Source organism: Vibrio sp. 05-20-BW147 (assembly GCF_013369385.1).
Lineage (GTDB): Bacteria > Pseudomonadota > Gammaproteobacteria > Enterobacterales > Vibrionaceae > Vibrio > Vibrio floridensis.
This window is the reverse complement of the sequence record NZ_SZTO01000002.1, coordinates 286,165-307,651: the sequence shown is the minus strand read 5'-3', so window position 1 is coordinate 307,651 and position 21,487 is coordinate 286,165. Positions and strand designations below refer to the sequence as shown.

Here is a 21,487-nt window from a genome sequence, read left to right as displayed (position 1 = left end):
CTGATCCTATCAGCCTCGGGTTTATATTAGAGTTTGAAATTAATCTTTGAATTTCGTCACTTTACAACATTTAAAAGGTGATCAAAACAGAATCTAAATGCAAAAATGAAAGTTGTGCTTTCATTTCTAACGATACCAACCTAAAGTCATTGAAAGACCATATGTAAAGAACTTAAACAGAGCATTGATAATGAAAAAAAACAGAGTCGTTACGACCGAAGATATCTTGTTAAAACTGTGTCAGTCCGTATCTGGAGTGCTCACTTCTGCCACTTCTTCTCAAATTCACTATTCTGCAATGGTGCAGAAAATCAACAAAACCAGTCTAAAGCCTGATTTCGGCTGTTTCGTTCTTTTTGATGGCGGTTTTACTGGCCTCGTCGTCATTAACTTTACCGCAAAAGCAGCATTAGAGATTTACACCAATTACATGCGTAATATGGGCATGCCAGAAGAAGAACTGGCCGTGTTGCACACCTCCGATGAAGTGGGTGATGTGTTGGGTGAACTGATGAACCAGTTAGTCGGCGATTTCACCAATAAAATTCGCAAAGAGCTGCAAACCAACATCACCCAAAACCAACCTAAGATGTTGTCTCTGAACAAACAAGTTATTCTTTCGGTGGATACCAACCTAGACCGACCACAGGCACGTCGCGTTACCTTTTCCACCGCTAACAACAATATCTTCTACTTAGAGCTTGCGATGGATAAAACTGAATTTATTCAGCTTGAAGATTTTGAAGTCGCAGAAGATGAAAACCCAGATGATATTTTAGAAGCGGCACAAGCAAACATGCTCGGCAAGAAAGCAGAGAGTAACTCATCAGCAGAGGAGTTAGACATTACCTCAGACTTGCTTGACGAACTGGGCATCTAAAACTCTTCGCAACATCTCGACTGCTATAGCCGTGTCCACTGAGGCACGGCTTTTTATCGCCATACCTTTCGCAAGGATTCAAATTTTGTCGGAAAAAAGGTATGATGTCCGACTTTGCTGATTGAGTTAGGTTTTTGCCATTGTCTATGGATAAACAAAAAGCGCTGAAGAAAATTGCCAAATGCCTAGAGCTAGGCAACTCCGCCAACGTCAACGAAGCGGCCAACGCGATTAAGATGGCGCATCGATTGATGCTCAAGTATGGTCTCGATAAAGATGATATCGAGTTCATCAAAATGGGCAAAACTCAGTCTACCCATCTTCTGCCTGCGAGTATCAGTTCCGTCTTGTTGCGTGTTATTCGCGGCATCAATACCAAATTTGGTGTGGAAGCGGTATTGCTTAACCATAAAGGACTCAAACGCTTGGAGTTTATTGGTGAGGCTGACCGAGCGATTTTCGCTGCTTTCGCCTTTGACATTATTTACCGTGAAATGAACGAAAGTACAGGTCAATTCCGCAATAGCTTCGCAGGATCTGGAACCTCTTCTCTTGAGGTAACACGCCGAGTCAACTCATTTGTCTCTGGCTGGGTGGAAGGTGCGTTGGAAAAACTACCGGAGATCACACCCGATGAAGAGTCAGCGAACAAAATCAACAGCTATATCGATAAAGAGTTCCAAAACATCGATCGTGAAACTTTTAAGCAGCAATTGCGTGAGGCGATGAAAAATCTCACTGCCGATTACGAAGTAGGCTTAAAAAAAGGACGCAAAATATCAGTTAATCGCCCGGTTGGCGGTGCGCAAGCGATGAAACAAATCGAAAAAAGATAACCTTACACTGACATTTCTCTCATTGACTTGCTGAATAATCCGCACGGAGGCAGCAGTTAGCCTCTGAATGTACATGGAGAGATGACTTTGAAAAAAGTTTCTATTGCTTTAGCAATTCTTCTGACTCTAAGCGGATGTCAGGCAACGCAACGTCAGAATGCAACCACTGGCGAATCTGAAACCAACTCAGCCACCAAAGGCGCACTCATTGGCGCGATTGCAGGCGCAGTAGCCGGTGCGGCAACTGGCGACAAAAAAGATCGTGGTAAACGTGCTCTGATCGGCGCAGCCGGCGGAGCCGCTATTGGTGGTGGTGTTGGCTACTACTTTGACCAGCAAGAACAAGCTCTACGCCAAGAGCTGCTTAATTCTGGCGTTCAGGTTGAACGTGTGGGTGAGAATCAATTGCTGCTGCGTTTGGAAAACGGTATTGGCTTTAGTTCAGGTTCCTACGCACTTGATAGCGGCATACACAACACGTTAAAAGGCGTCGCTCGCATACTGGTTGAGTACCCTGATACTAGCCTTGTGATTGACGGATTCACCGACAGCACAGGTAACGATAACTCTAATCAAATTCTCTCAGAGCGTCGCGCTGAATCCGTGCGTAGCTTCCTAATTTCACAAAACGTTGCTGCCGGTCGTGCAGTTGCAAGAGGCAATGGCGAGCGCTACCCACTTTGCACCAACAGCACCGCAGAAGGCCGTGCATGTAACCGTCGCGTTGAGATTCAAATCCTCCCTTTAAAATAATCGCACGCAACAAGCGATTTTCGCTTAACTGCTGATTTCGCTTCAGGTTCAGTCTATAATTTGGGCTGAACCTGAACTCTAGAGATCCTATTTTGCGCACTCTTTTTTCGTTTTGTCTTGGCCTATTATTCACCGCAAACACCCTTGCTGACACCACGCAAGAACTGACTGTAAAAGCCAAACAGCAAGATCCCAAAGCGCAATATCAACTCGCAGTTCAACTAGAAAAACACCAAACTGATGGCTCAGCCGTTGATGCGCTCTATTGGTATCAACAATCTGCTGATTTAGGCTATGAACCCGCCCAGTTCAAACTTGCTCAATCTTTCGAGCAAGGTTTAGGCACTTCTGTCGATGTTAAGCAAGCCGCCAATTGGTATCTTCATGCCGCTTTGCAAGGCAATCAACAAGCGCTATTGCAGTTGGGTGCTTTGTTTGAGAAAGAAGGTCAGCAATTTAGCCATCTCGACTTAGCTCAGCTTTGGTTTGGCTTAACCGCGAAACAGAATGAAAAAGCTGACGCCGAATACAATCGCATCTTAGAACTGAAGTTCAATCAACTTCGAGCCAAACAAGTTTCCGCGATTTCACAGTTGGATAGTGCATTGGCTGAACCAAGCGACCCCTCTTTCACGACAGAGCTGCATCAGGAGGAGAGTTCTCTGCTCTTCCCTATCTATAAAGATTGGTGGGTGCTTGTGATCTTACTGACCATTATCGCTTTAGTCACCATCGCACGGGCAGTGCGCAAGCGTCGTTTAACTCAGCAAATTGATCAACATTTAATGCTAGAAAAAGAGCTAAAAAACCAACAGTTCAATAATAAGCAACTAAAAAGACAGCTTGAGAAAGTTTTTAATGAATACAAAAAGATCCAATCGCAAAACAAAAATCACAAACTCGCTCTCGCCTGCGCCATGTTTGGCTATCTGCCAAGCAATATCCCTGATGAAAAGTCGATCAAAATACGCTTTCGCCAGCTATCCAAACTTTATCATCCCGACGCTCAAGGTAGTGAAGAAGAAATGAAGCGTTTGAATGGCGCGCTAAAAGTTTTATTACAAAATGTTACAAGTAGGTAAATCAAACATTAGTGATAGTACCATCAAAAGCTGAATCACCCGTTTTATATAGGATAGCAATCGATCTCCTTCTCATTTTTCGTTTACAGACATTTAACATCCATAGAAAAGTTATGGCATAATACACAGGCAAAAATGACACCTGCAATAATAGCTAGGTGGGGAGAATAGAGATGTTTACCATTGAAGGCACCTGCGACTGGTGCAAAAAACCAAGAATGCTAACACGCCATGATTATTTAGATGGAAAAAGCCATCATTCATGCCAAGAATGCAATGACATTGCAAAAATTGATGTAAGACTGTTCAACATCGGTGAGCAACAAATGAGAGAACGTCAAGCCATCCTCTAAAAAATACTCTTTTCGTGGCGACTAAAACACGATCACGGACTGAACAAATAACGAAATGTTTCCTTCTTACCCTCAGTTTCCTGAGGGTATTTTTTTGTCTATTACAACGATCCAAAGCCAACATTTACGATCGTCATTTTCTAGGTTTATATATTTGATTGGCTAACGATTCGCCTAGTTGATTGCTATCGGCTATCTTTTGGGGACATTGTGCAATCGAATACATTTGTGACATCACTCTAATTATGAAATACAAACATGCGTTACATTACTTATGGTGACGCAGATCACTGAATAGTTTTCGTTCTTGCATAGAATAACCTTCCATGCAATTACAAGGATTCACTATGAAGAGTCGCTTTGAGAACGCGCTGGCAAGCGCACCAGAATCACTTTCACGCCACTTAGCGCCTATCATTTTGGCTGCTGATTTTGATGCATCCCTTTCAACAGCTCAGTTTGATGAGTTACTCAAGCAAACAGGGATGACTGACAACCAATTGCGCGTGGCGCTACTTCCTTTTGCTGCTGCCTATTCTTACGCGCCCATCTCTGAGTTTTATGTTGGTGCGATCGTTCGTGGCCTATCAGGTGCTCTTTATTTTGGCGCTAACATGGAGTTTGATGGGGTCCAACTTGGACAAACGGTTCATGCTGAACAATCGGCTATCAGCCATGCATGGATGAAAGGCGAGCAAGGTCTTTCAGACATCACCATTAATTTCAGCCCTTGTGGTCACTGCCGTCAGTTCATGAATGAGTTATCTGGTGCCAAAGAGCTTAAGATTCAATTGCCAGAGCGCGAAGAAAAGAAACTACACGACTATCTGCCAGATTCATTTGGCCCATCAGATTTGGGCATCGAATCTGCATTAATGAGCCAAGTCCATCATGGCTTCACCACTGAAGATGATGATGCCTTAATGCAACGTGCGGTTGAAGCAATGAACTGTAGTCATGCACCTTATACGCACAACTTGAGCGGTGTGGCATTGCAAACTGAAAGTGGACGCGTTTATCTGGGTGCATACGCTGAAAATGCGGCTTTCAACCCAAGTCTTCCACCACTGCAAGTGGCATTAATTCAATTGCTTCTCGCGGGTGAGAGATTTGAAAATATTCAGTCTGCCGCGCTTGTTGAAAGCCATAAAGGCAAAATTAGTCACTTAGCATGTACCCAGTCAACACTGGAAGCTTTAAACCCCGATATTCCAGTGAGTTATCTCAGCTTATAGTGATATGTCGTCAGCCCTACTTTACGTAGGGCTTTCTTTAAAATCACAAAGCAAACGTTTGCTTTGCAGGTTAAATTGAGTATGATCGGCGGCAATTTTATTCTCTCTGATTACTTTTTAAAGGAAGCACTATGTTCGGTACCGCGACTCGCGAAAGCGCTACACGCGTATTACTTTTGGGCTCTGGTGAACTCGGTAAAGAGGTGGCGATCGAATGCCAACGTCTTGGGCTGGAAGTGATTGCCTGTGATCGCTACCCTGATGCACCCGCGATGCAAGTAGCACACCGCAGTTATGTTTTCGACATGTTAGATGCAAGCGAGCTAGAAAAAGTTATCGCCGCAGAACAACCTGCGTTTGTAGTTCCAGAGATTGAGGCTATCGCAACGGACAAGTTGGTAGAGCTCGAGGAACAAGGCTTAAACGTGGTGCCTAGTGCAAAAGCAACCAAACTTACAATGAACCGTGAAGGGATCCGTCGTCTAGCGGCAGAAGAGCTTGGCCTCACTACCTCACCATACCGCTTTGCAGACAACTATCAGCAATTTGTCGAAGCCGTTGAAGCCGTGTCAATTCCTTGCGTTGTGAAACCCGTGATGAGCTCTTCTGGCAAAGGGCAAAGCGTCATTAAATCTCCAGCCGATATAGAGAAAGCATGGCAATACGCTCAAGAAGGCGGTCGCACTGGCGCTGGACGAGTGATTGTCGAAGGCTTCATCAACTTCGATTACGAGATCACTCTACTCACCGTTCGCGCAGTTGATGGCGTGCATTTCTGTGCTCCTATTGGCCATCGACAAGAAGATGGGGATTATCGTGAATCTTGGCAACCACAGCAGATGTCTGAAAATGCCATCAAAGCTGCCGAATACACAGCAGAACAGGTAGTCAATGCGTTAGGTGGCTACGGTATTTTCGGTGTAGAACTTTTTGTAAAAGGTGACAAGGTGATCTTCAACGAAGTCTCCCCTCGCCCACACGATACCGGGCTAGTGACACTGATTTCACAAGAAATGTCTGAATTTGCTCTCCACGTTCGTGCATTTACTGGCATGCCAGTGAACAAGATTGTTCAATACGGCCCTTCCGCTTCAGCGGTGATTTTGGGCAATGGTCAATCACAGAACATTCGCTTTGACGGAATGTCTGACGCGCTTGAACAACCTCAAACCCAGTTGCGTCTGTTTGGCAAACCCGATATTAATGGCCGTCGTCGTTTAGGTGTTGTGTTGACACGTCGTTCTAGCACAGAGAAAGCGGTGGATGCAGCAATAGAAAGTGCTAAGAAAATCAAAGTGACTTACTGAAGATCGTTTTTCGATTCAGCCGATTAAAAAGGGTAGCTCACGCTACCCTTTGTTATTTATCGCTTTCAATAACGTAGACTTCTTCGCTAAAGCGGCTTAAGCCTTGTTTTGCAATTTTGGGATGATGTTCATCCGCGATGTTTTGATGCAAACGTGTCACACGCATGCCTGCAAATAAGTGTTCTATCTCTTTTTGAGTGACCGAAAACGGAGGGCCAGACATCTCTTGCTGAGGGTAATCTAAACTCACCAGTAAAATACGCCCGCCAGGATTTAATAGACCACGAATGCGTTGTACATACTCCACTCGCATCTCTTCAGGCAACGCAATCAGAGCTGCACGGTCGTATATCAAATCTGCTTTACTGAGCGGAGCGGTGAAAAAATCCCCCGCGTAAATAGACAACTCATCAAACTGATAGAGCTCATGTTGGCCGGAAATCGGAGTCACCGTCGGAGTGTAGAAGTGCTCTGCAAAAAACGATCGCACGGCAATCAAACTGAGTTCAGCACCTTCAACGTGATCATGTTTCGTTGCCAACCACGCCAGGTCTTCTGTTTTGCCACAAAGTGGAACCAAAACCGTTTCTTCTCGCTTCGGCGCCAACGCAGACCAAAAACGGGTCAATAATGGATTAACGTCTTCCAAATGGAAGCCAATTTGGTTGCTGGCCCATTTGTTGTGCCAAAATTCTGCATCTCTCATCGTTATCTGTATCTTTCTTTTGAACTGACCTGCGCCATAGCCTAACCAATAATTAACATTGAAAACAGTGAAAAGTGGTTTTCGTTCATATTAAGTTAATCCTTGGAATGTAGAGTGTATGACTGAAATCTGGGGATTATGCAGTGTGTGACACTGCGCACATAAGAGAAACATATACACTTATCTTGATTGTTTCCTGACAGTGCGCCCCCATAACTTAAGTAACTTGACTGTGTTTTAGACCTTTTGACTCCCCGTTTACTAAAACAACGCAAGTTAAGGAGAGTGAATGAGCTTATTTCTTCGTACTACCGCATTGATGCTTTTGGTACTAAGCCGTGCACCTGCGTTTGCAGCCATTCCCACCGCGCCATCGAACCAAGAAAAACAGCGCGAAACAAGCCAAAATGAAGTGTGCTCAAAACTGTTTAAACACAGCTTGAGTGGTTTATACGGCATTCAATCCACTGATACGCAACCACTTCAACCCTACACTGATTTTGACGTGCTTTATAGTAAAGCGCACCAAGCGCAATTTGAGCTCGAAACCATCGTAAAGAGCACCGCACTGTTGACGGATACTCAGCCCTATTTTGCAGGCGTGAAATCACAACAACGCGCGAAACAGAAAATTGCTTTGGAACTTAATAATCAACCAGAACGCATTACTGACCTCGCTAGAGCAACCATTGTAGCCGATGACGTAGCAAGCCTTGTTAGTGCCTACGAGGCTTTAGAGCGAGAAACACACATCGTCAAAGTGAAAAACCGCTTTAAGAGCCCAGGTGAGTCTGGGTATCGTGACCTCAACCTGCTGGTACAACTACCAAAGACCAACTTAGTTGCAGAAGTCCAATTGCACTTGAAAGCGATTGCAGATGTTAAAAGTGGCCCTGAACACGATTTATATCAGCAAATTCAAATGATGGAGAGACAAGCAGCAAGTGAAACGCGTTCACTGAATGATGTCGAGTTGGCGACCATTAAACGACTAAGAAGCCACTCAAAAGATCTTTACCAACAAGCGTGGCAACCTTATTTAACCACACACTTGGAAGCGGCTTAAGCGCTTAAGCAAATAAGCAAATAAGCAAATAAGTTAGATACCGCTGAAAAACGAAGACCACGCAATGCGTGGTCTTTCTGTATTCATAGTTCCATTACTATTTCAGATTTTCGACACGAGCTTTTAGCTTCTGGCCTGGTCTGAAAGTGACAACGCGTCGTGCAGTAATTGGAATGTCTTCACCGGTTTTAGGGTTACGACCAGGTCTCTCGTTCTTATCTCGTAGATCAAAGTTACCAAAACCTGATAGCTTTACCTGCTCGCCATTTTCTAGTGCCTTGCGAATTTCTTCAAAAAACACTTCAACCGTGTCCTTGGCGTCCCGTTTACTAAATCCTAGTTTTTCAAACAGGTTCTCTGCCAAATCGGCTTTTGTGAGCGCCATAAAACTTTCCTCAAAGCTAAGTTATACCTTGCTACACAATGGGTAGCGCCAAAGCAATTTGCCCTACCAATCAACAACATATCGGGCTTACAACGGAAAGTGTATGCCAAGCTTCTGATTTACGCCAACTTTTTATTTGATCTAAATCGCGCATTGAATTCAAAAAGGCAGCGCTAGAGTGTCAATTTTTGAAGCAATTCAACAAAAAATGTAATAAAGCAAACACTTATAAAGATTAAAAAACCAAATCAAAGCAAAATTGCGAAATTTTTATCTATTTGATATTTTCGTTAGCTATCGCATATTTTTTCACCACCCTGACAAAACCTTCCTTTTTATCAGTAAGTTGCAACCGCAATAACATGCACATAAATAGGATAACACCCTAGCGATTTGTTTCAAAAATAGCAGTATTTCATTCGTGCAGTTGCACTTGATTCACATCATCGATACAGATAACGCCAAGCGCCGTTAAGTAACTAAGCACCTGTGCGTTGTTTTCTGGAAACACTGCGCGAGTTGACGCCAAATTTAGAATCACCTTAAAGCCTGCGGCGACAAGCTGTTCTATGGATTTTTTCACGCAAAAGTCCAACGCCAATCCACCCACAAGCACAGTATCTATTCCGTGGGCATGAAGGAACTCAATTCCCCCTGTCGATAGTGTATCGGCTTGGTCATGATAAAACGCCCCGTATGGGTGGGCATCGGGATCAATACCTTTGTTCATTTGGAAATCGTACTCTCGAATAGCAGGTAAGCCCGGCAGCAATTCGACACCTTGCGTACCGACAATACAATGTGGATTCCATTTAATATCCACTTCCGGAAGGCCAACCGGCTCTAACATGTTTGCAGGCGTTTCAGCTTCCCACGCGGCTCCCGGAGGATGCATATCGCGCGACACTAACTTCAGCTTTGCTTTTGTATGATTCTGCTTTAACGCTTCAACAATCTCTAACGCACCGGAGACAGGAAGTTCATTGGGGCATAACTCACTAAACCCTTGTTGCGGATCCACGTCTAACGACGCTGTGCGATTTTTGAAGATATCTACCATGTTTAACTCCCTTTAACGCAAGCAAGTTTGAAAATAGGTTACGTGTTTATCCGCTAAGCTATAGACCTGAGCGGGTTTGCCTCCCTTCCCTTTGTTGGTCGAGGCAATTTTATTCGCGCTCACGATCACACCAGTGTCGATCAAACGTCGCTTGATCGTCATGCGGTTCACATCCACACCAAACTTGGCGTAGGCGTGAATGATGTCAGAAACGAGAAACTCTTTTTCGAGTGCAAACAAGACCACCGATGTGTATTCGATCGCGGCACGCAACTTGGTCCATGCGAGGCGAATTAAATCGGCATGGTCAAAGGCCAGCGCCACTTCCCCTTGCAGCACCGACTCAAGCGCGAACCAAGCCAATTGCTGATCACACAAACCACAGTTTTGAATTTGTTCGATATTGGTTTGATTAAGCAGTGCATAGTGGGCGATGGTCACGCTCCAACCATGGGGATCGCGTTTTGGGTTACCATCCACCATCGGCTCACTGATGTAGTGAGGATAGGTATGAATTTTCTGCCGACAGATACGACGTCGTGCAGAATCAAAATCAGCGTCAGCGGGTTGTCCTCCCTCTTGGGATAAATCGTGTTCAAACACAAACCCTCCCGGAATAGACCACATGCCATGCTGTGGTCTCTCAGGATTGGTGCGCTTAATCAGCAGAACTTCCAGCCCTTTCTCACCTAGCTTCAGGCAAATCATGTCAATCGTAACAATCATACGGCAACTCTTAATATCAAACTGGCACTACAATACTGAGACGATCCTATAGGGTCAATAGGAAAGTACACTTTTGTTCCTAACTTTGATTTATACCTAATCATTCAATTCCAGGCATGCTTTATCCGTCAAACATAAGAATCAAATTAGCCTGGTACCTACCTCGCCAAACCATGGGATGTTAGTAACAAAAATTGACAAACCATACTCTCTCATTTAGAGTTCAGCACATTAACGAACAAAATGTTCTTAACCTAAACAGGGTGAAAACAGACACATGTGCGCGCCACTTTTTCAACCAGCCATTATTCAAAGTGTTCTTGATTTAGATGTGTATAAAATCAATATGATGCAAGCCGCGTATCGATTCTATCCTCAAACACAAGTGCGCTACGAACTGATCGTTCGCTCTGATGATAACTTGTCTGATTTAGTGGAAGAGGTTCGTGAGGAAATCAACCGCCTCGCAGAGCTTCGCTTTGATGCTGCCCAGCTGGCTTACTTGGCAGAGAAAGCGCCCTATTTAACGGCAGAGTTTCTCTCCTATTTAGAAACCTTCCGCTTCCACCCTCAGCAACAAGTCTCTGTCGGTATTTTCCGCACCGCACAGGGCGATTGCCAGCTCCGAGCCACCATAAATGGCATTTGGCACGAAACCATTCTCTACGAAACCTTAGTGATGAGTATTATCTCAGAGCTGCGCAATCGTCGTTATTGGGCACAAATACCCCAATCTCAACTGCACAAGGTATTAGAGGACAAACTGGACTTTTTAGATTCGGAACTTAAACGCCGTAATATTACTAATTTCCGCTTCTCTGAGATGGGGACACGACGCCGATTTAGCTTTGCTGCGCAAAAAACGATGCTTGACGTATTGCGTGCACGAGTACCAGAACTGCTCTTAGGCACCAGTAATTATCACCTTGCTCAAGAGTTCAATTTAACGCCAATTGGCACGGTCGCACATGAATGGACCATGGCACATCAAGCGCTTGTCGCTGTTCAACACTCTCAGCGTGTCGCATTAGACAAATGGCTTGAGGCGTTCGATGGCAGCCTTGGTATCGCTCTAACCGACACCATCGGTATTGATGCGTTTCTTAGCGATTTTGACCTAGACAAAGCCACTGCCTATGCAGGCGTGAGACACGATTCCGGCAGTCCATTTGTTTGGGGAGATAAAATCATTGCCCATTACGAAAGTCTAGGCATCGATCCAACCACTAAAACCTTGATTTTTACCGATGGACTGGATTTTGCGCGTGCGCTTGATATTTGCGAGTATTTCGCCGGACGCGCACAGATAAGTTTTGGCATTGGCACTTTCCTCGCCAATGATATGGGGAATTGGACCAATGACAAAGGCACCCGTTACCAACCGATATCAATGGTGGTCAAGATGGCGGAATGTAATGGCTCCCCAGTGGCAAAAATCAGCGACGAGCCGGAGAAAGCCATGTGTGAAGACATCTTCTTCTTGATGAACCTCAAGCAACGCTTTGGCTTAGAAGTGGACCTTGATAAAGCGATCGAAACGCTAAAGCAGATGAAACGTCAGCAGAAAAAGCGCATTCAAAGCGTCGCTTAAAACAAATTTGCCCCTGTCCTCTCATGGCGCCTTTCGTGGCGATTAACGACAGACATAAAAAAACCTGCCAACTGGCAGGTTTTTTGTCTTCTATGTTTAAGATTAGTCGCGCAGTGACGCGCCAAACTTCTCAGACACATGTGCAACGATGGCATCTACCGCGCCTGCGATATCGGCATCTTCCAACGTGCGCTCGTTAGACTGTAGAGTCAAAGCGATTGCAAGGCTCTTCTTGCCTTCCTCAACGCCTTTACCTACGTAAACGTCAAACAGTTTTGCCGCTTTAAGGAACTCGCCGCCCACTTCTAGACACGCGTTAACGATGTCACCAGAAGCAACCGCTTCATCAACAACAACCGCGATATCACGACGGTTTGCAGGGAACTTAGACAATGCCACCGCTTCAGGGATCACTTTGCGATTGATTGCAGACCATTCGATCTCAAACACAATTGTGCGACCATTTAGACCAAACTTGCGCTCTAGCTCAGGGTGAACCGTACCAATCACACCGATTTCTTTACCATCAACAACAATAGCCGCTGACTGACCTGGGTGAAGTGCTGGATGTTTTGCTGCAACGAAGCTGTATGCTTTGTCGTTTGCAGAAAGCTCAAGAATTGCCTCCACATCGCCTTTAAGATCAAAGAAATCAACCGTGTTGGTATCGATGTTCCAATGTTCTTCACTGCGAGTACCTGCGATAACACCAGCCAGCATTGGCTCTTGGCGCATGCCGTTTTCAGCCGTGTCACATGGGATGAAACGCAGGCCGTATTCGAATAGACGAACACGTGGTTGCTGACGCTTCTGGTTATGAACCACCGTGTTTAGCAAACCTTGAATCAAGCCAAGACGCATTGCTGACATTTCTGCAGAAATTGGGTTTGGCAAGATCAGTGCATCAACACCTGGAACAACCAATTTCTGCTGTTCAGGTTCAACAAAGCTGTAAGTGATCGCTTCGTGGTAACCACGGTCAACAAGCAGATCGCGAACACGTTTAAGAGGGATGTTTGCCTCTTGGTGATCGTGCATTTTCAGTGCGGCTGCTGGGTTTTGGTTTGGAATGTTGTCGTAACCGTAAATACGGCCAACTTCTTCCACCAAATCCTGCTCAATCGCGATATCGAAACGCCATGTTGGTGCCACAGCAACCCAACCTTCTGCGGTCGTTTCTACCGTCATACCCAGACGCTCTAGGATCTCAACCACGTCGCTGTCTGCAATGTGATGGCCAAGAAGGTTATCCAGTTTCGTGCGACGCAGTGCCACTTTGTTTGGCTTAGGCAGTTCTACTTCAGACTCTACAGCAACAACAGGTGCTACTTCACCGCCACAGATTTCAACAAGCAGTGCGGTTGCACGCTCCATTGCACTCGCTTGCAGTGCGTAATCCACACCACGTTCGAAACGCATTGAAGAATCTGTGTGTAGACCGTAGCTACGAGCGCGGCCACGAATGTGGTCAGGTGCAAAGAAAGCACACTCAAGTAGCACATCTTTGGTTTCAGAGGTTACACCAGACTCTTCACCACCAAAGATACCCGCGATAGCCAGTGCTTTGTTATGGTCTGCAACCACCAATGTATCGGCGTTCAATTCTGCTTCGCTGCCATCAAGAAGAGTGATTTTCTCGCCCTGCTCTGCCAAACGAACCACGATACCACCGTCGATCTTCGCTAGATCGAAGGCGTGCATTGGCTGGCCTTGTTCTAGAAGAACAAAGTTTGTGATATCAACCACTGGATCGATTGAACGAATGCCACAGCGACGCAGTTTTTCTTGCATCCATAGCGGTGTTTTCGCGTGAACGTTAACGTTCTTCACCACGCGACCAAGGTAACGTGGACACGCGGCTGGCGCTTTCACTTCAATCGCAACAGTGTCATCAATAGAAGGCGCAACAGGAGCAACAGAAGGCTCAGTGACGTCAGCACGGTTGAGTACACCCACTTCACGCGCCATCCCGCGAATGCTGAAACAGTCAGCACGGTTAGACGTCAAATCAACGTCTACGGTCACGTCATTCAGTGCTAGGAAATCACGGAAGTCCATACCGATTGGTGCATCGATAGCCAGTTCCATGATGCCATCCGATTCCACATCGATGCCTAGCTCTGTGAATGAACAAAGCATGCCGTGTGAAGGCTGACCACGTAGTTTCGCTTTCTTAATTTTGAAATCACCTGGTAGCACAGCACCGACGGTTGCCACAGCCACTTTCAGGCCTTGACGACAGTTCGCTGCACCACAAACGATGTCCAAAAGCTCTTCTTCACCCACGTCGACTTTGGTTACACGTAGTTTGTCTGCATCTGGATGTTGACCACATTCCACAACGTGACCAACTTTAACACCGTTAAAAGTGCCTGCTACAGGAAGAACATCGTCTACCTCTAGACCGGCCATAGTGATTTGGTGAGTAAGCTCGTCAGTAGTAACCGCAGGGTTTACCCACTCACGAAGCCAAGATTCGCTGAATTTCATTGTGCTTAAACCTCTGGATTACTTGAACTGTTTTAGGAAACGAAGATCGTTCTCGAAGAACGAACGTAGGTCGTTCACGCCATAACGAAGCATGGTTAGACGCTCAACACCCATACCGAATGCGAAACCAGAGTATTTTTCAGGATCGATGCCAACGCTACGAAGTACGTTCGGGTGAACCATACCGCAGCCTAGCACTTCCAACCATTTACCGTTTTTACCTTTTACATCCACTTCTGCTGAAGGCTCAGTGAATGGGAAGTAAGACGGACGGAAACGGACTTCAACTTCCTCTTCGAAGAAGTTACATAGGAAATCGTGCAAGATGCCTTTTAGCTGTGCAAAATTCACGTTTTCATCCACCAGCATGCCTTCCACTTGGTGGAACATTGGCGTGTGCGTTTGGTCGTAATCGTTACGGTATACACGGCCTGGTGCGATGAAACGGAATGGTGGTTTACCATTTTCCATCGTACGGATCTGTACGCCAGACGTATGGGTACGCAACATCAAATCTGGATTGAAGAAGAAGGTATCGTGGTCTGTACGCGCAGGGTGATCCGCTGCGATGTTCAATGCGTCGAAGTTGTGGAATGCATCTTCGATTTCTGGGCCAGACTCAACGTTAAAGCCTAGCTCACCAAAAAACTGTTCAATACGCTCAACTGTACGCGTAACTGGGTGAAGACCACCATTTTCGATGCGACGACCAGGTAGGGTCACGTCGATGGTTTCTGAAGACAGTTTTGCTTCCAATTCCGCTTTTTGTAGTGCGTCTTTACGCACAGCTAAAGCGTGTTGAACAGCCTCTTTGGCTTTGTTGATCTCTTGACCAGCTTCGCGGCGTTCTTCTGGTGGAAGTTTACCTAGGCTTTGTAGTTGAGTCGTTAGCTCGCCTTTTTTACCTAGATACTGAACTCGCACTTCATCGAGTGCGACAAGCGACTGTGCGGCATCAATCGCAGCATTCGCGTTAGCAATGATCTCTTGTAGATGTTGCATCGTTTCCTCATCTACCTTCTGGTAGTGTCCATAAGGGAGTAATTGGTACTTTTTTGATAGCTGTACATAGTAGCTAAACCCGTCTCTAATGCCAAATTGAATTATTAAAAGAAGAGGTTATTGAGTAAAAAGACGCCAAATATCAAAAGAGGACAAAATCCCAGAAATCCGATTAATGGCATTTGGCTGAAAAAGAGGCGAAGTGAACAAAAAGATAAGCGCTAGTTCGTCTCTGAATCAAGATGGCCCAGAGACGAATTGAGCATATTAAGAGTTGAATTGAGTCGCGTTAACGCAATTTTTACCATGATGCTTAGAGCGATAGACAGAATCATCCGCGACTTGAATTAACTCTGTGTAGGTGCTCATCGCGGGCGTTCTTTCTGCCACCCCGACACTGATGCTGCCGCGCCATGGTTCCAAGCCTGTCGGGATAAGCAAATTGTTCACTTGTTGACGTACAAGCTCAGCGACATGCAAACCGCCCGCTAAATCGGTATTTGGACAGATCACCAAAAACTCATCTCCACCCAAACGACAAACAATATCGTCACTGCGGAAACTGTGTTTCAGCGTGTGCGCTAACTCTTTCAACACCACATCACCAGCTTCATGGCCGCAACTGTCGTTCACTTGTTTAAAGTAATCCGCGTCAATCATGATACACACCAACGGCGCGTCAGCCAAAGAAGCATCATTCCACAGCTCTTTAAGTGTTTGGATGGCGCAGCGACGGTTAGGCAACTTAGTCAAAGAATCGGTATAAGAGAGCACTTCCAGTTGTTTATTGGCTTCAACCAGCTGCCGTGTGCGCTCCTCCACTTTTTGTTCAAGGTACTGATTAAGCGACAACAACTCTCGGTTACGCTCCGAGACTTGATTAAATAACGCGTTCAACGCATCAAGCAGCGGCTGAGTCGAAGAATTACTTTTCCGTTCTTCTTGTTCATAGGCTTGTTGCGGTGACATCCCTAATTTAATCGCTTCCACTTGTCTCGCCATATTTTGGTCAATACCCAAAATATGATAAGCCAACCAATGAATCAGAAAATGCAGTAATTGTTCTGCGGATTTTTTGTTTTCTTCCGAGATAAAGCTCTGCATGCCCATGATGTCAGACATGAAAGCGCGATGAATTTTGATATGGTATTGCAAATGCTCGTGATAGACACCCGCGTTACGCATCAAGTTTTCTTCTTCTTTGAAGTGAAACTCGGCGTAACGCGACAGCTCAAACAATGCCATTTGAATGTCTTGTATTGATATCGTATTTTCTGAAATCAGCTCACCGTATCGGTTGATAAAACCCACCAAATATTGATGTTGCTCATCAACATCTGTGATGCCCGTTTCAAAGTTTTTATCCCATTTGAATGAGTTCAATTGACAGCCCTTTAAAATGTGTCCGTTTTTCGTGAACACTCTAAATCCACTCATTTTTCGAGGGATTTTATAGTGAATATAGTGAAAGAGCTTTATGGAAATGTTGAAAAAATGAGGTGGATCTAATTTGAATCGGTATCACAAAAACAAAACCAATAATCCACCTCAATCAATATCGAAAATATAACGCTAAAAATCAGTTAGTTATATTCAAAAATGGTAATCTAATGAAAATTCAATAAAGTCATCTTTACGACCAAAGTATAGCAGGTCATTCGGGGTTTCATTCTCAAACAGCCATGCATCGATACGCCACTTGAGCTGATTGTTAATTCGGCTGCTCGCTTCAAGCTTGGCGTTGTATACGTCACTATTATCAAGATCTTGAGTTATACCCATTAAGAGTTCGGTGCCATCCTCATCATTAAAGGCAAAACGTAGCCCTGCAAAAACATCATTTTGCCCTATCGTCTGAGCATTGTTTCCTCGGCTGTCATACAAGTATTCCGCAATAAAGCCGATATCAACGACGGAGTCCAACACGCCTACCCATGTGTATTCAAAACCGGTCACAACACCGGTGTGGTGATCGTCACTATCTCGGTAAATGCTCTCAAGCTTCCACAGCCAATCTCCGACAATACCTTGGATATCAATGCCAACTTGAGACATTTGTACGTAGTACGGTTTTATCTCTCCCCCATCCAAACGATAGTAGGGATCACGATTGGTGCCTTTAAAATAGCTGACTCCGACATCCCAATCTCCAAGCATTTTGCTATATCGAAAGGCAAAATCGGTGTGTTTCTCCGCTTGCGAAGATTGATATAACGCATCTTGAGAAATGGGCGGATTAGGCCTTAACCTGCCCTCTTCGCCTGAAAACGTTCGCTCACGAAAATACGGCAGCACAAACCAATCTGTTGTTCCCCACTCTTTTACGACCGTCACATGCACCATCGGCTGTCCTAATTTGGCTTCGCCATCTACCGATTCAACCGCATCGGTCTGGTTAATCACATCCACTAAATGCGCCGATTCCGTTACCCCCCAAAACACTTTGCCGACGCCTGCTCTGAGCTCATAATCTCCCCAATAATTGAGGTAGAGTGCTTCGCGTATATCGCCATGAGAGCGCTCTTCATCCACCGCATCCCAACGATAAAATGGAATAAAAGTAAAACGGCCATTACCCTCACTTTGCTGCCAATAAAATTCAGGTTCGAATACCAAAGAACTTTGGCCTTTGTCTTGGCCTTGTAACCCTGATGAAAAGAACTGCCTATGTTCAAGACTTGCGCTGCCCGAGAGCTCAATGCCAAAACATGGTAACGCTGCGGTGACAAGCAGCGTTGAGGCCAGCAACTGGCCTCCCTTAACGATGGTTTTCTTCATGTATCGATCCCATTACTTGATGCGTTTCAGCACGTTTTGCTCGAAATCGCTTTCCGTTAAGCCCGTTCGAAACGCCATTGCATTGGTCGTCAGTTCTGTACTTTTGCCTGTTTGATGATTCACCATCGTCATTTTATGGGCTCGCCAGTATTGATTGAGGTATTGCTGGTACTCATTGAACACGAGGGTTTTGAGTAACGCATTTTTGCGATCATAGAACTCCATCTTCAAAGGACGATAATGTTGCTGATCCAGCCAGACCAGTTGGCGCGTATAGCCCGAGTTTTCATCCGTTGGCACTTGTTCGATGACAAATGCGTTTTCTCCATCTATCGATTCATCACCCAAATAGGCAAAACGGTACTTTTCCAGCTCGAACGAGCTGAGATCTTCATAGGCAAACTCACTGCCCATAAAAGGACCGGATTTATTGCGTGACGAAATACGTTTCACCCGTTTAAGCGCTGGTAAATAGAGCCACTGATCGTCCGCATCGCTGATGTGAGAATGGTTGAGAAACGCCGTACCTTGAACGTCTCTTGGCTCATCGAAGATGGTGAGCCCTTTGTCACCATCGGCTTCGACCTCCAGCGACTTCAAACGCATCAAACGAAGGCTACTTTCGCCTTGTGCATTTTTGAGGAGCATTTCCATGGTCGCGACCGAGTCCCCCCAACCAAGGTCACGCTGCTTGCGCTCCTTGGCGATTTCTAGTCCTTTGACTTGATCATTGGCCATTGCTGGCGTGACTCCCAGTGCAGCAGATAGTGCGATAAACAAAGCCGCCACCACCGCCATCGTATTGAGTTTTTGTAAGCTGAGTTTTTTCATCTTGATGTCCTTATTATGCTTGATTCGGTTGAATGGGTGTTGTGTTCGGCTCTTGAGCGGCTTCCAACTGCGCGTATTCCGCTGTATCAAATCGCATCAGTAACGATGGCAATAGAACGAAGTCGATCACCAAAGCGACGAAAATAACGATGGCGCTTAACTGCCCCATATCTGAGTTGAGGCGGAATTGCGACATGGCCAACACCGAAAACCCGGCCACTAACACGACGGTGGTGATCCACAAAGCACGCCCGACAGTATGAAAGGCATATCGCACTGCCTGCTCTGAGTTTTGCCCTGCTTTGCGTGCGTGCTGATACTTGGCAAGGAAGTGGACTGCATCATCGACGACAATGCCAAGCGTCAGAGTCACCACAACCGACAGACCTAAATTGATTTCACCGGAGATCAACGCCCAAAGACCAAAACCAATCACCGCTGGGGCAATATTCGGAACCAAGCTGATTACCCCAAGTCGCCATGAGCGCAGAGCAAAAATCATCAATGCTGAGATGAGGATTAAGGTAATCGGCAAGGTAGACAGCATGCTGGCCATATTCGTTTCACCGATATGAGCAAACATCAGCGATGGGCTTGATGCCACCACTTGATATCGCGGCGCATGGCTGGCAAACCATTGGTAGATGCGCTCTTCCAAGGCCACCAACTCGACGCTGCCTAAGTTTTTCACAGTCAATTGCAGTTTGACGGAAGACTTGTCGACATTGACTTGGTTATTCAGATCTAGGCCAAATGGCAATGACATTTCGTAGAGAAGCAAGTACTGCGCGGCCAACTCACGCTCTGCCGGCAATGCGTAATAGGCATTATCATCACCGTGCATGTTTTTGTTTAGGCGCTTATAGATGTCCGACAGCGATGCCACGTGGTCCGTTTCAGGCTGCTCGCGTAGCCATTGGGTGAACTCGCCCAAAGCCGCTAAGAATTCCGGACTGGCAATCCCTTGTGATTGATGCGTTTTAATGGCAATGCTCATCGTGGTCATGCCACTAATTCGTTGCTCCATAAAATCGGCCGCTTGTCGAAATTCGCTACTGGTATCGAAATACTTGACCGATTCATCGTTGACTTTGTTGTAAGGAATCAAAGCGGCACTGCCTGCAATCACCACGATGGAAAGTGGCAGTAAAACGTTACGTCTGTGCACCACAATATCCGCCAACTTATCCATAATATCCGACGATGACGATTGACCCGCTTGTTTGGCACTAAAACGCACTGGCAGCAGGTTAAGCAAGGCGGGCAGTAAACTCACGGACAACACACACGCGATCATTACCCCTAGCGCAGACAAATTACCAAAGTCTCGTAGCACGGGTGAATCAGACATGTTCATCATCAAGAAACCAATCGCGGTGGTCACTGAAGTAATGATGATAGGCACAAAATTGAGCGTCACACTACGATGAATCGCTTGTGATTTCGGCATGCCCTGGCGCATAAAATGGCGCATGCTGGCAATGACATGAACACAGTCTGCCACCGCTAATGTCATGATCAGTGTCGGCACATTCACAGAGGCCACATGCAAAAACATCCCCGCCCAGCCGACAATGCCTAACGTCGCAACAATGGCGCCAATAATCACCACTAATGTCGCCAAAACACTGAGAAACGAACGCAGCATGAGGGTGAGAAAAACCAAAATCACCAACAACATTGTCGGAACTAACGTCGCGCTGTCGTTTTGCGCCGCCATCGCAAACGAATGGTTCATCGCGATAATACCCGCTTTGTAGATAGTGACATCAGGATACTGTGCGCGATAATGGCTGAGCATTTGTTCGACATACGCGACCACCTCATTCACTTCAGCAGTTTCATTCACCCCTGGCATTTGCATGGTGATATTGATAACCGCAACATCGCCTTTTTCGGAGACCAAAGCGTTGACCAGTAGCGGTTCTGACATCGCAATCGTGCGAACCTTGGCAATGCGTTCTGCTGTAAGTGGATACGATTGATAAAGAAGATCTTCCACCAGCAGATCATCGTCTATCGCTTCGGTATGTTGGTAGTTGGCAAGCGAGTCGACACGGCTTGAATAAGGGACTTGCCACGCTTGTTCCGTCATTTCTTGGATTTGAGTCAGTGTGCGCTGGTCAAACACATCGCCACTTTTAGGCGCTAAGACTAACGCGATGTTGTCGGTTTTCGCGAAGGTGGTTTGAATCTCATCAAAGGCTTGTAGTTGAGCATTACTGCCATCAAAAAAGATATTGTAATCCCCACGAAAATAGAGATTTTTTGCCCCCATCGCAGTCGCGACAATGGCAATCAGGCTGATGATAAGGGTCCAAAAACTGAACCGCGTTGAGAACGCGAGCAGTGAAGTGCGTTCATTGGTTGACTGCTGAAGATGGTTCATCACACTCTCCATTTGTG

19 protein-coding genes are annotated in these 21,487 nt (G+C 45.8%); 9 read left to right on the top strand and 10 right to left on the bottom strand.

Annotated elements, in window-relative coordinates; translation table 11 throughout:
- Positions 1-190 precede the first annotated feature (190 nt).
- The 7 genes from FC652_RS02700 to purT all read left to right on the top strand — a co-directional run bounded on the left by FC652_RS02700 (position 191) and on the right by purT (position 6,446).
- Complete coding sequence (locus FC652_RS02700) at positions 191-880, top strand: DUF3334 family protein (RefSeq protein WP_176297382.1); 690 nt, start codon at positions 191-193, stop codon at positions 878-880.
- A gap of 146 nt (positions 881-1,026) precedes the next feature.
- A complete protein-coding gene (locus FC652_RS02695; RefSeq protein WP_176297381.1) occupies positions 1,027-1,716 on the top strand; it encodes a DUF2786 domain-containing protein in 690 nt (229 codons plus the stop codon).
- An 87-nt stretch (positions 1,717-1,803) separates the two neighbouring features.
- Positions 1,804-2,469, top strand: a complete 666-nt coding sequence (locus FC652_RS02690) for an OmpA family protein (protein WP_176297380.1) — start codon at positions 1,804-1,806, stop codon at positions 2,467-2,469.
- Between the two features lie 92 nt (positions 2,470-2,561).
- Positions 2,562-3,551 carry a J domain-containing protein gene (locus tag FC652_RS02685; protein WP_255199120.1) on the top strand — a complete coding sequence of 330 codons (990 nt, stop codon included), beginning with the start codon at positions 2,562-2,564 and terminating at the stop codon, positions 3,549-3,551.
- A gap of 173 nt (positions 3,552-3,724) precedes the next feature.
- Positions 3,725-3,904: a hypothetical protein gene (locus FC652_RS02680; RefSeq protein WP_176297379.1), complete on the top strand. Its 180-nt coding sequence runs from the start codon at positions 3,725-3,727 to the stop codon at positions 3,902-3,904.
- 347 nt (positions 3,905-4,251) lie between these two features.
- Positions 4,252-5,139 carry a cytidine deaminase gene (cdd, locus tag FC652_RS02675; RefSeq protein WP_176297378.1) on the top strand — a complete coding sequence of 296 codons (888 nt, stop codon included), beginning with the start codon at positions 4,252-4,254 and terminating at the stop codon, positions 5,137-5,139.
- A 131-nt stretch (positions 5,140-5,270) separates the two neighbouring features.
- A complete protein-coding gene (gene purT / locus FC652_RS02670; RefSeq protein WP_176297377.1) occupies positions 5,271-6,446 on the top strand; it encodes a formate-dependent phosphoribosylglycinamide formyltransferase in 1,176 nt (391 codons plus the stop codon).
- A gap of 52 nt (positions 6,447-6,498) precedes the next feature.
- On the opposite strand, the gene FC652_RS02665 is transcribed toward purT, so the two are convergent.
- Positions 6,499-7,152 (bottom strand): thiopurine S-methyltransferase, encoded by a 654-nt coding sequence (locus FC652_RS02665; protein WP_080536307.1) that lies wholly within the window; start codon positions 7,150-7,152, stop codon positions 6,499-6,501.
- A 289-nt stretch (positions 7,153-7,441) separates the two neighbouring features.
- Between FC652_RS02665 and FC652_RS02660 the strand changes: the two genes are divergently transcribed.
- Complete coding sequence (locus FC652_RS02660; protein ID WP_176297376.1) at positions 7,442-8,218, top strand: phosphoribosylglycinamide formyltransferase; 777 nt, start codon at positions 7,442-7,444, stop codon at positions 8,216-8,218.
- A gap of 97 nt (positions 8,219-8,315) precedes the next feature.
- Here FC652_RS02660 and ihfA read toward each other — a convergent pair whose 3' ends face one another.
- The 3 genes from ihfA to FC652_RS02645 all read right to left on the bottom strand — a co-directional run bounded on the left by ihfA (position 8,316) and on the right by FC652_RS02645 (position 10,389).
- Entirely contained in the window at positions 8,316-8,603 is a 288-nt protein-coding gene (gene ihfA / locus FC652_RS02655; protein ID WP_011080242.1) for an integration host factor subunit alpha, read from the bottom strand.
- A gap of 415 nt (positions 8,604-9,018) precedes the next feature.
- Positions 9,019-9,663 carry an isochorismatase family protein gene (locus tag FC652_RS02650; protein WP_176297375.1) on the bottom strand — a complete coding sequence of 215 codons (645 nt, stop codon included), beginning with the start codon at positions 9,661-9,663 and terminating at the stop codon, positions 9,019-9,021.
- 12 nt (positions 9,664-9,675) lie between these two features.
- Positions 9,676-10,389, bottom strand: coding sequence for an NUDIX hydrolase (locus FC652_RS02645; protein WP_011080240.1), 714 nt, complete (start codon positions 10,387-10,389; stop codon positions 9,676-9,678).
- Positions 10,390-10,666: 277 nt separating this feature from the next.
- Here FC652_RS02645 and pncB point away from each other — a divergent pair, with 277 nt between their 5' ends.
- A complete protein-coding gene (gene pncB, locus FC652_RS02640) occupies positions 10,667-11,980 on the top strand; it encodes a nicotinate phosphoribosyltransferase (protein ID WP_176297374.1) in 1,314 nt (437 codons plus the stop codon).
- 102 nt (positions 11,981-12,082) lie between these two features.
- On the opposite strand, the gene pheT is transcribed toward pncB, so the two are convergent.
- From pheT to FC652_RS02610, 6 genes are all read right to left on the bottom strand, one after another.
- Positions 12,083-14,470, bottom strand: a complete 2,388-nt coding sequence (gene pheT, locus FC652_RS02635; RefSeq protein ID WP_176297373.1) for a phenylalanine--tRNA ligase subunit beta — start codon at positions 14,468-14,470, stop codon at positions 12,083-12,085.
- Positions 14,471-14,488: 18 nt separating this feature from the next.
- Positions 14,489-15,472 carry a phenylalanine--tRNA ligase subunit alpha gene (gene pheS, locus FC652_RS02630; protein WP_176297372.1) on the bottom strand — a complete coding sequence of 328 codons (984 nt, stop codon included), beginning with the start codon at positions 15,470-15,472 and terminating at the stop codon, positions 14,489-14,491.
- 267 nt (positions 15,473-15,739) lie between these two features.
- Entirely contained in the window at positions 15,740-16,855 is a 1,116-nt protein-coding gene (locus FC652_RS02625) for a GGDEF domain-containing protein (protein ID WP_176297371.1), read from the bottom strand.
- 210 nt (positions 16,856-17,065) lie between these two features.
- A complete protein-coding gene (locus tag FC652_RS02620) occupies positions 17,066-18,250 on the bottom strand; it encodes a hypothetical protein (RefSeq protein WP_176297370.1) in 1,185 nt (394 codons plus the stop codon).
- A 12-nt stretch (positions 18,251-18,262) separates the two neighbouring features.
- Positions 18,263-19,081, bottom strand: a complete 819-nt coding sequence (locus FC652_RS02615; protein ID WP_176297369.1) for an outer membrane lipoprotein-sorting protein — start codon at positions 19,079-19,081, stop codon at positions 18,263-18,265.
- Positions 19,082-19,094: 13 nt separating this feature from the next.
- Positions 19,095-21,470, bottom strand: coding sequence for an RND family transporter (locus tag FC652_RS02610; RefSeq protein WP_176297368.1), 2,376 nt, complete (start codon positions 21,468-21,470; stop codon positions 19,095-19,097).
- Positions 21,471-21,487: the final 17 nt, after the last annotated feature.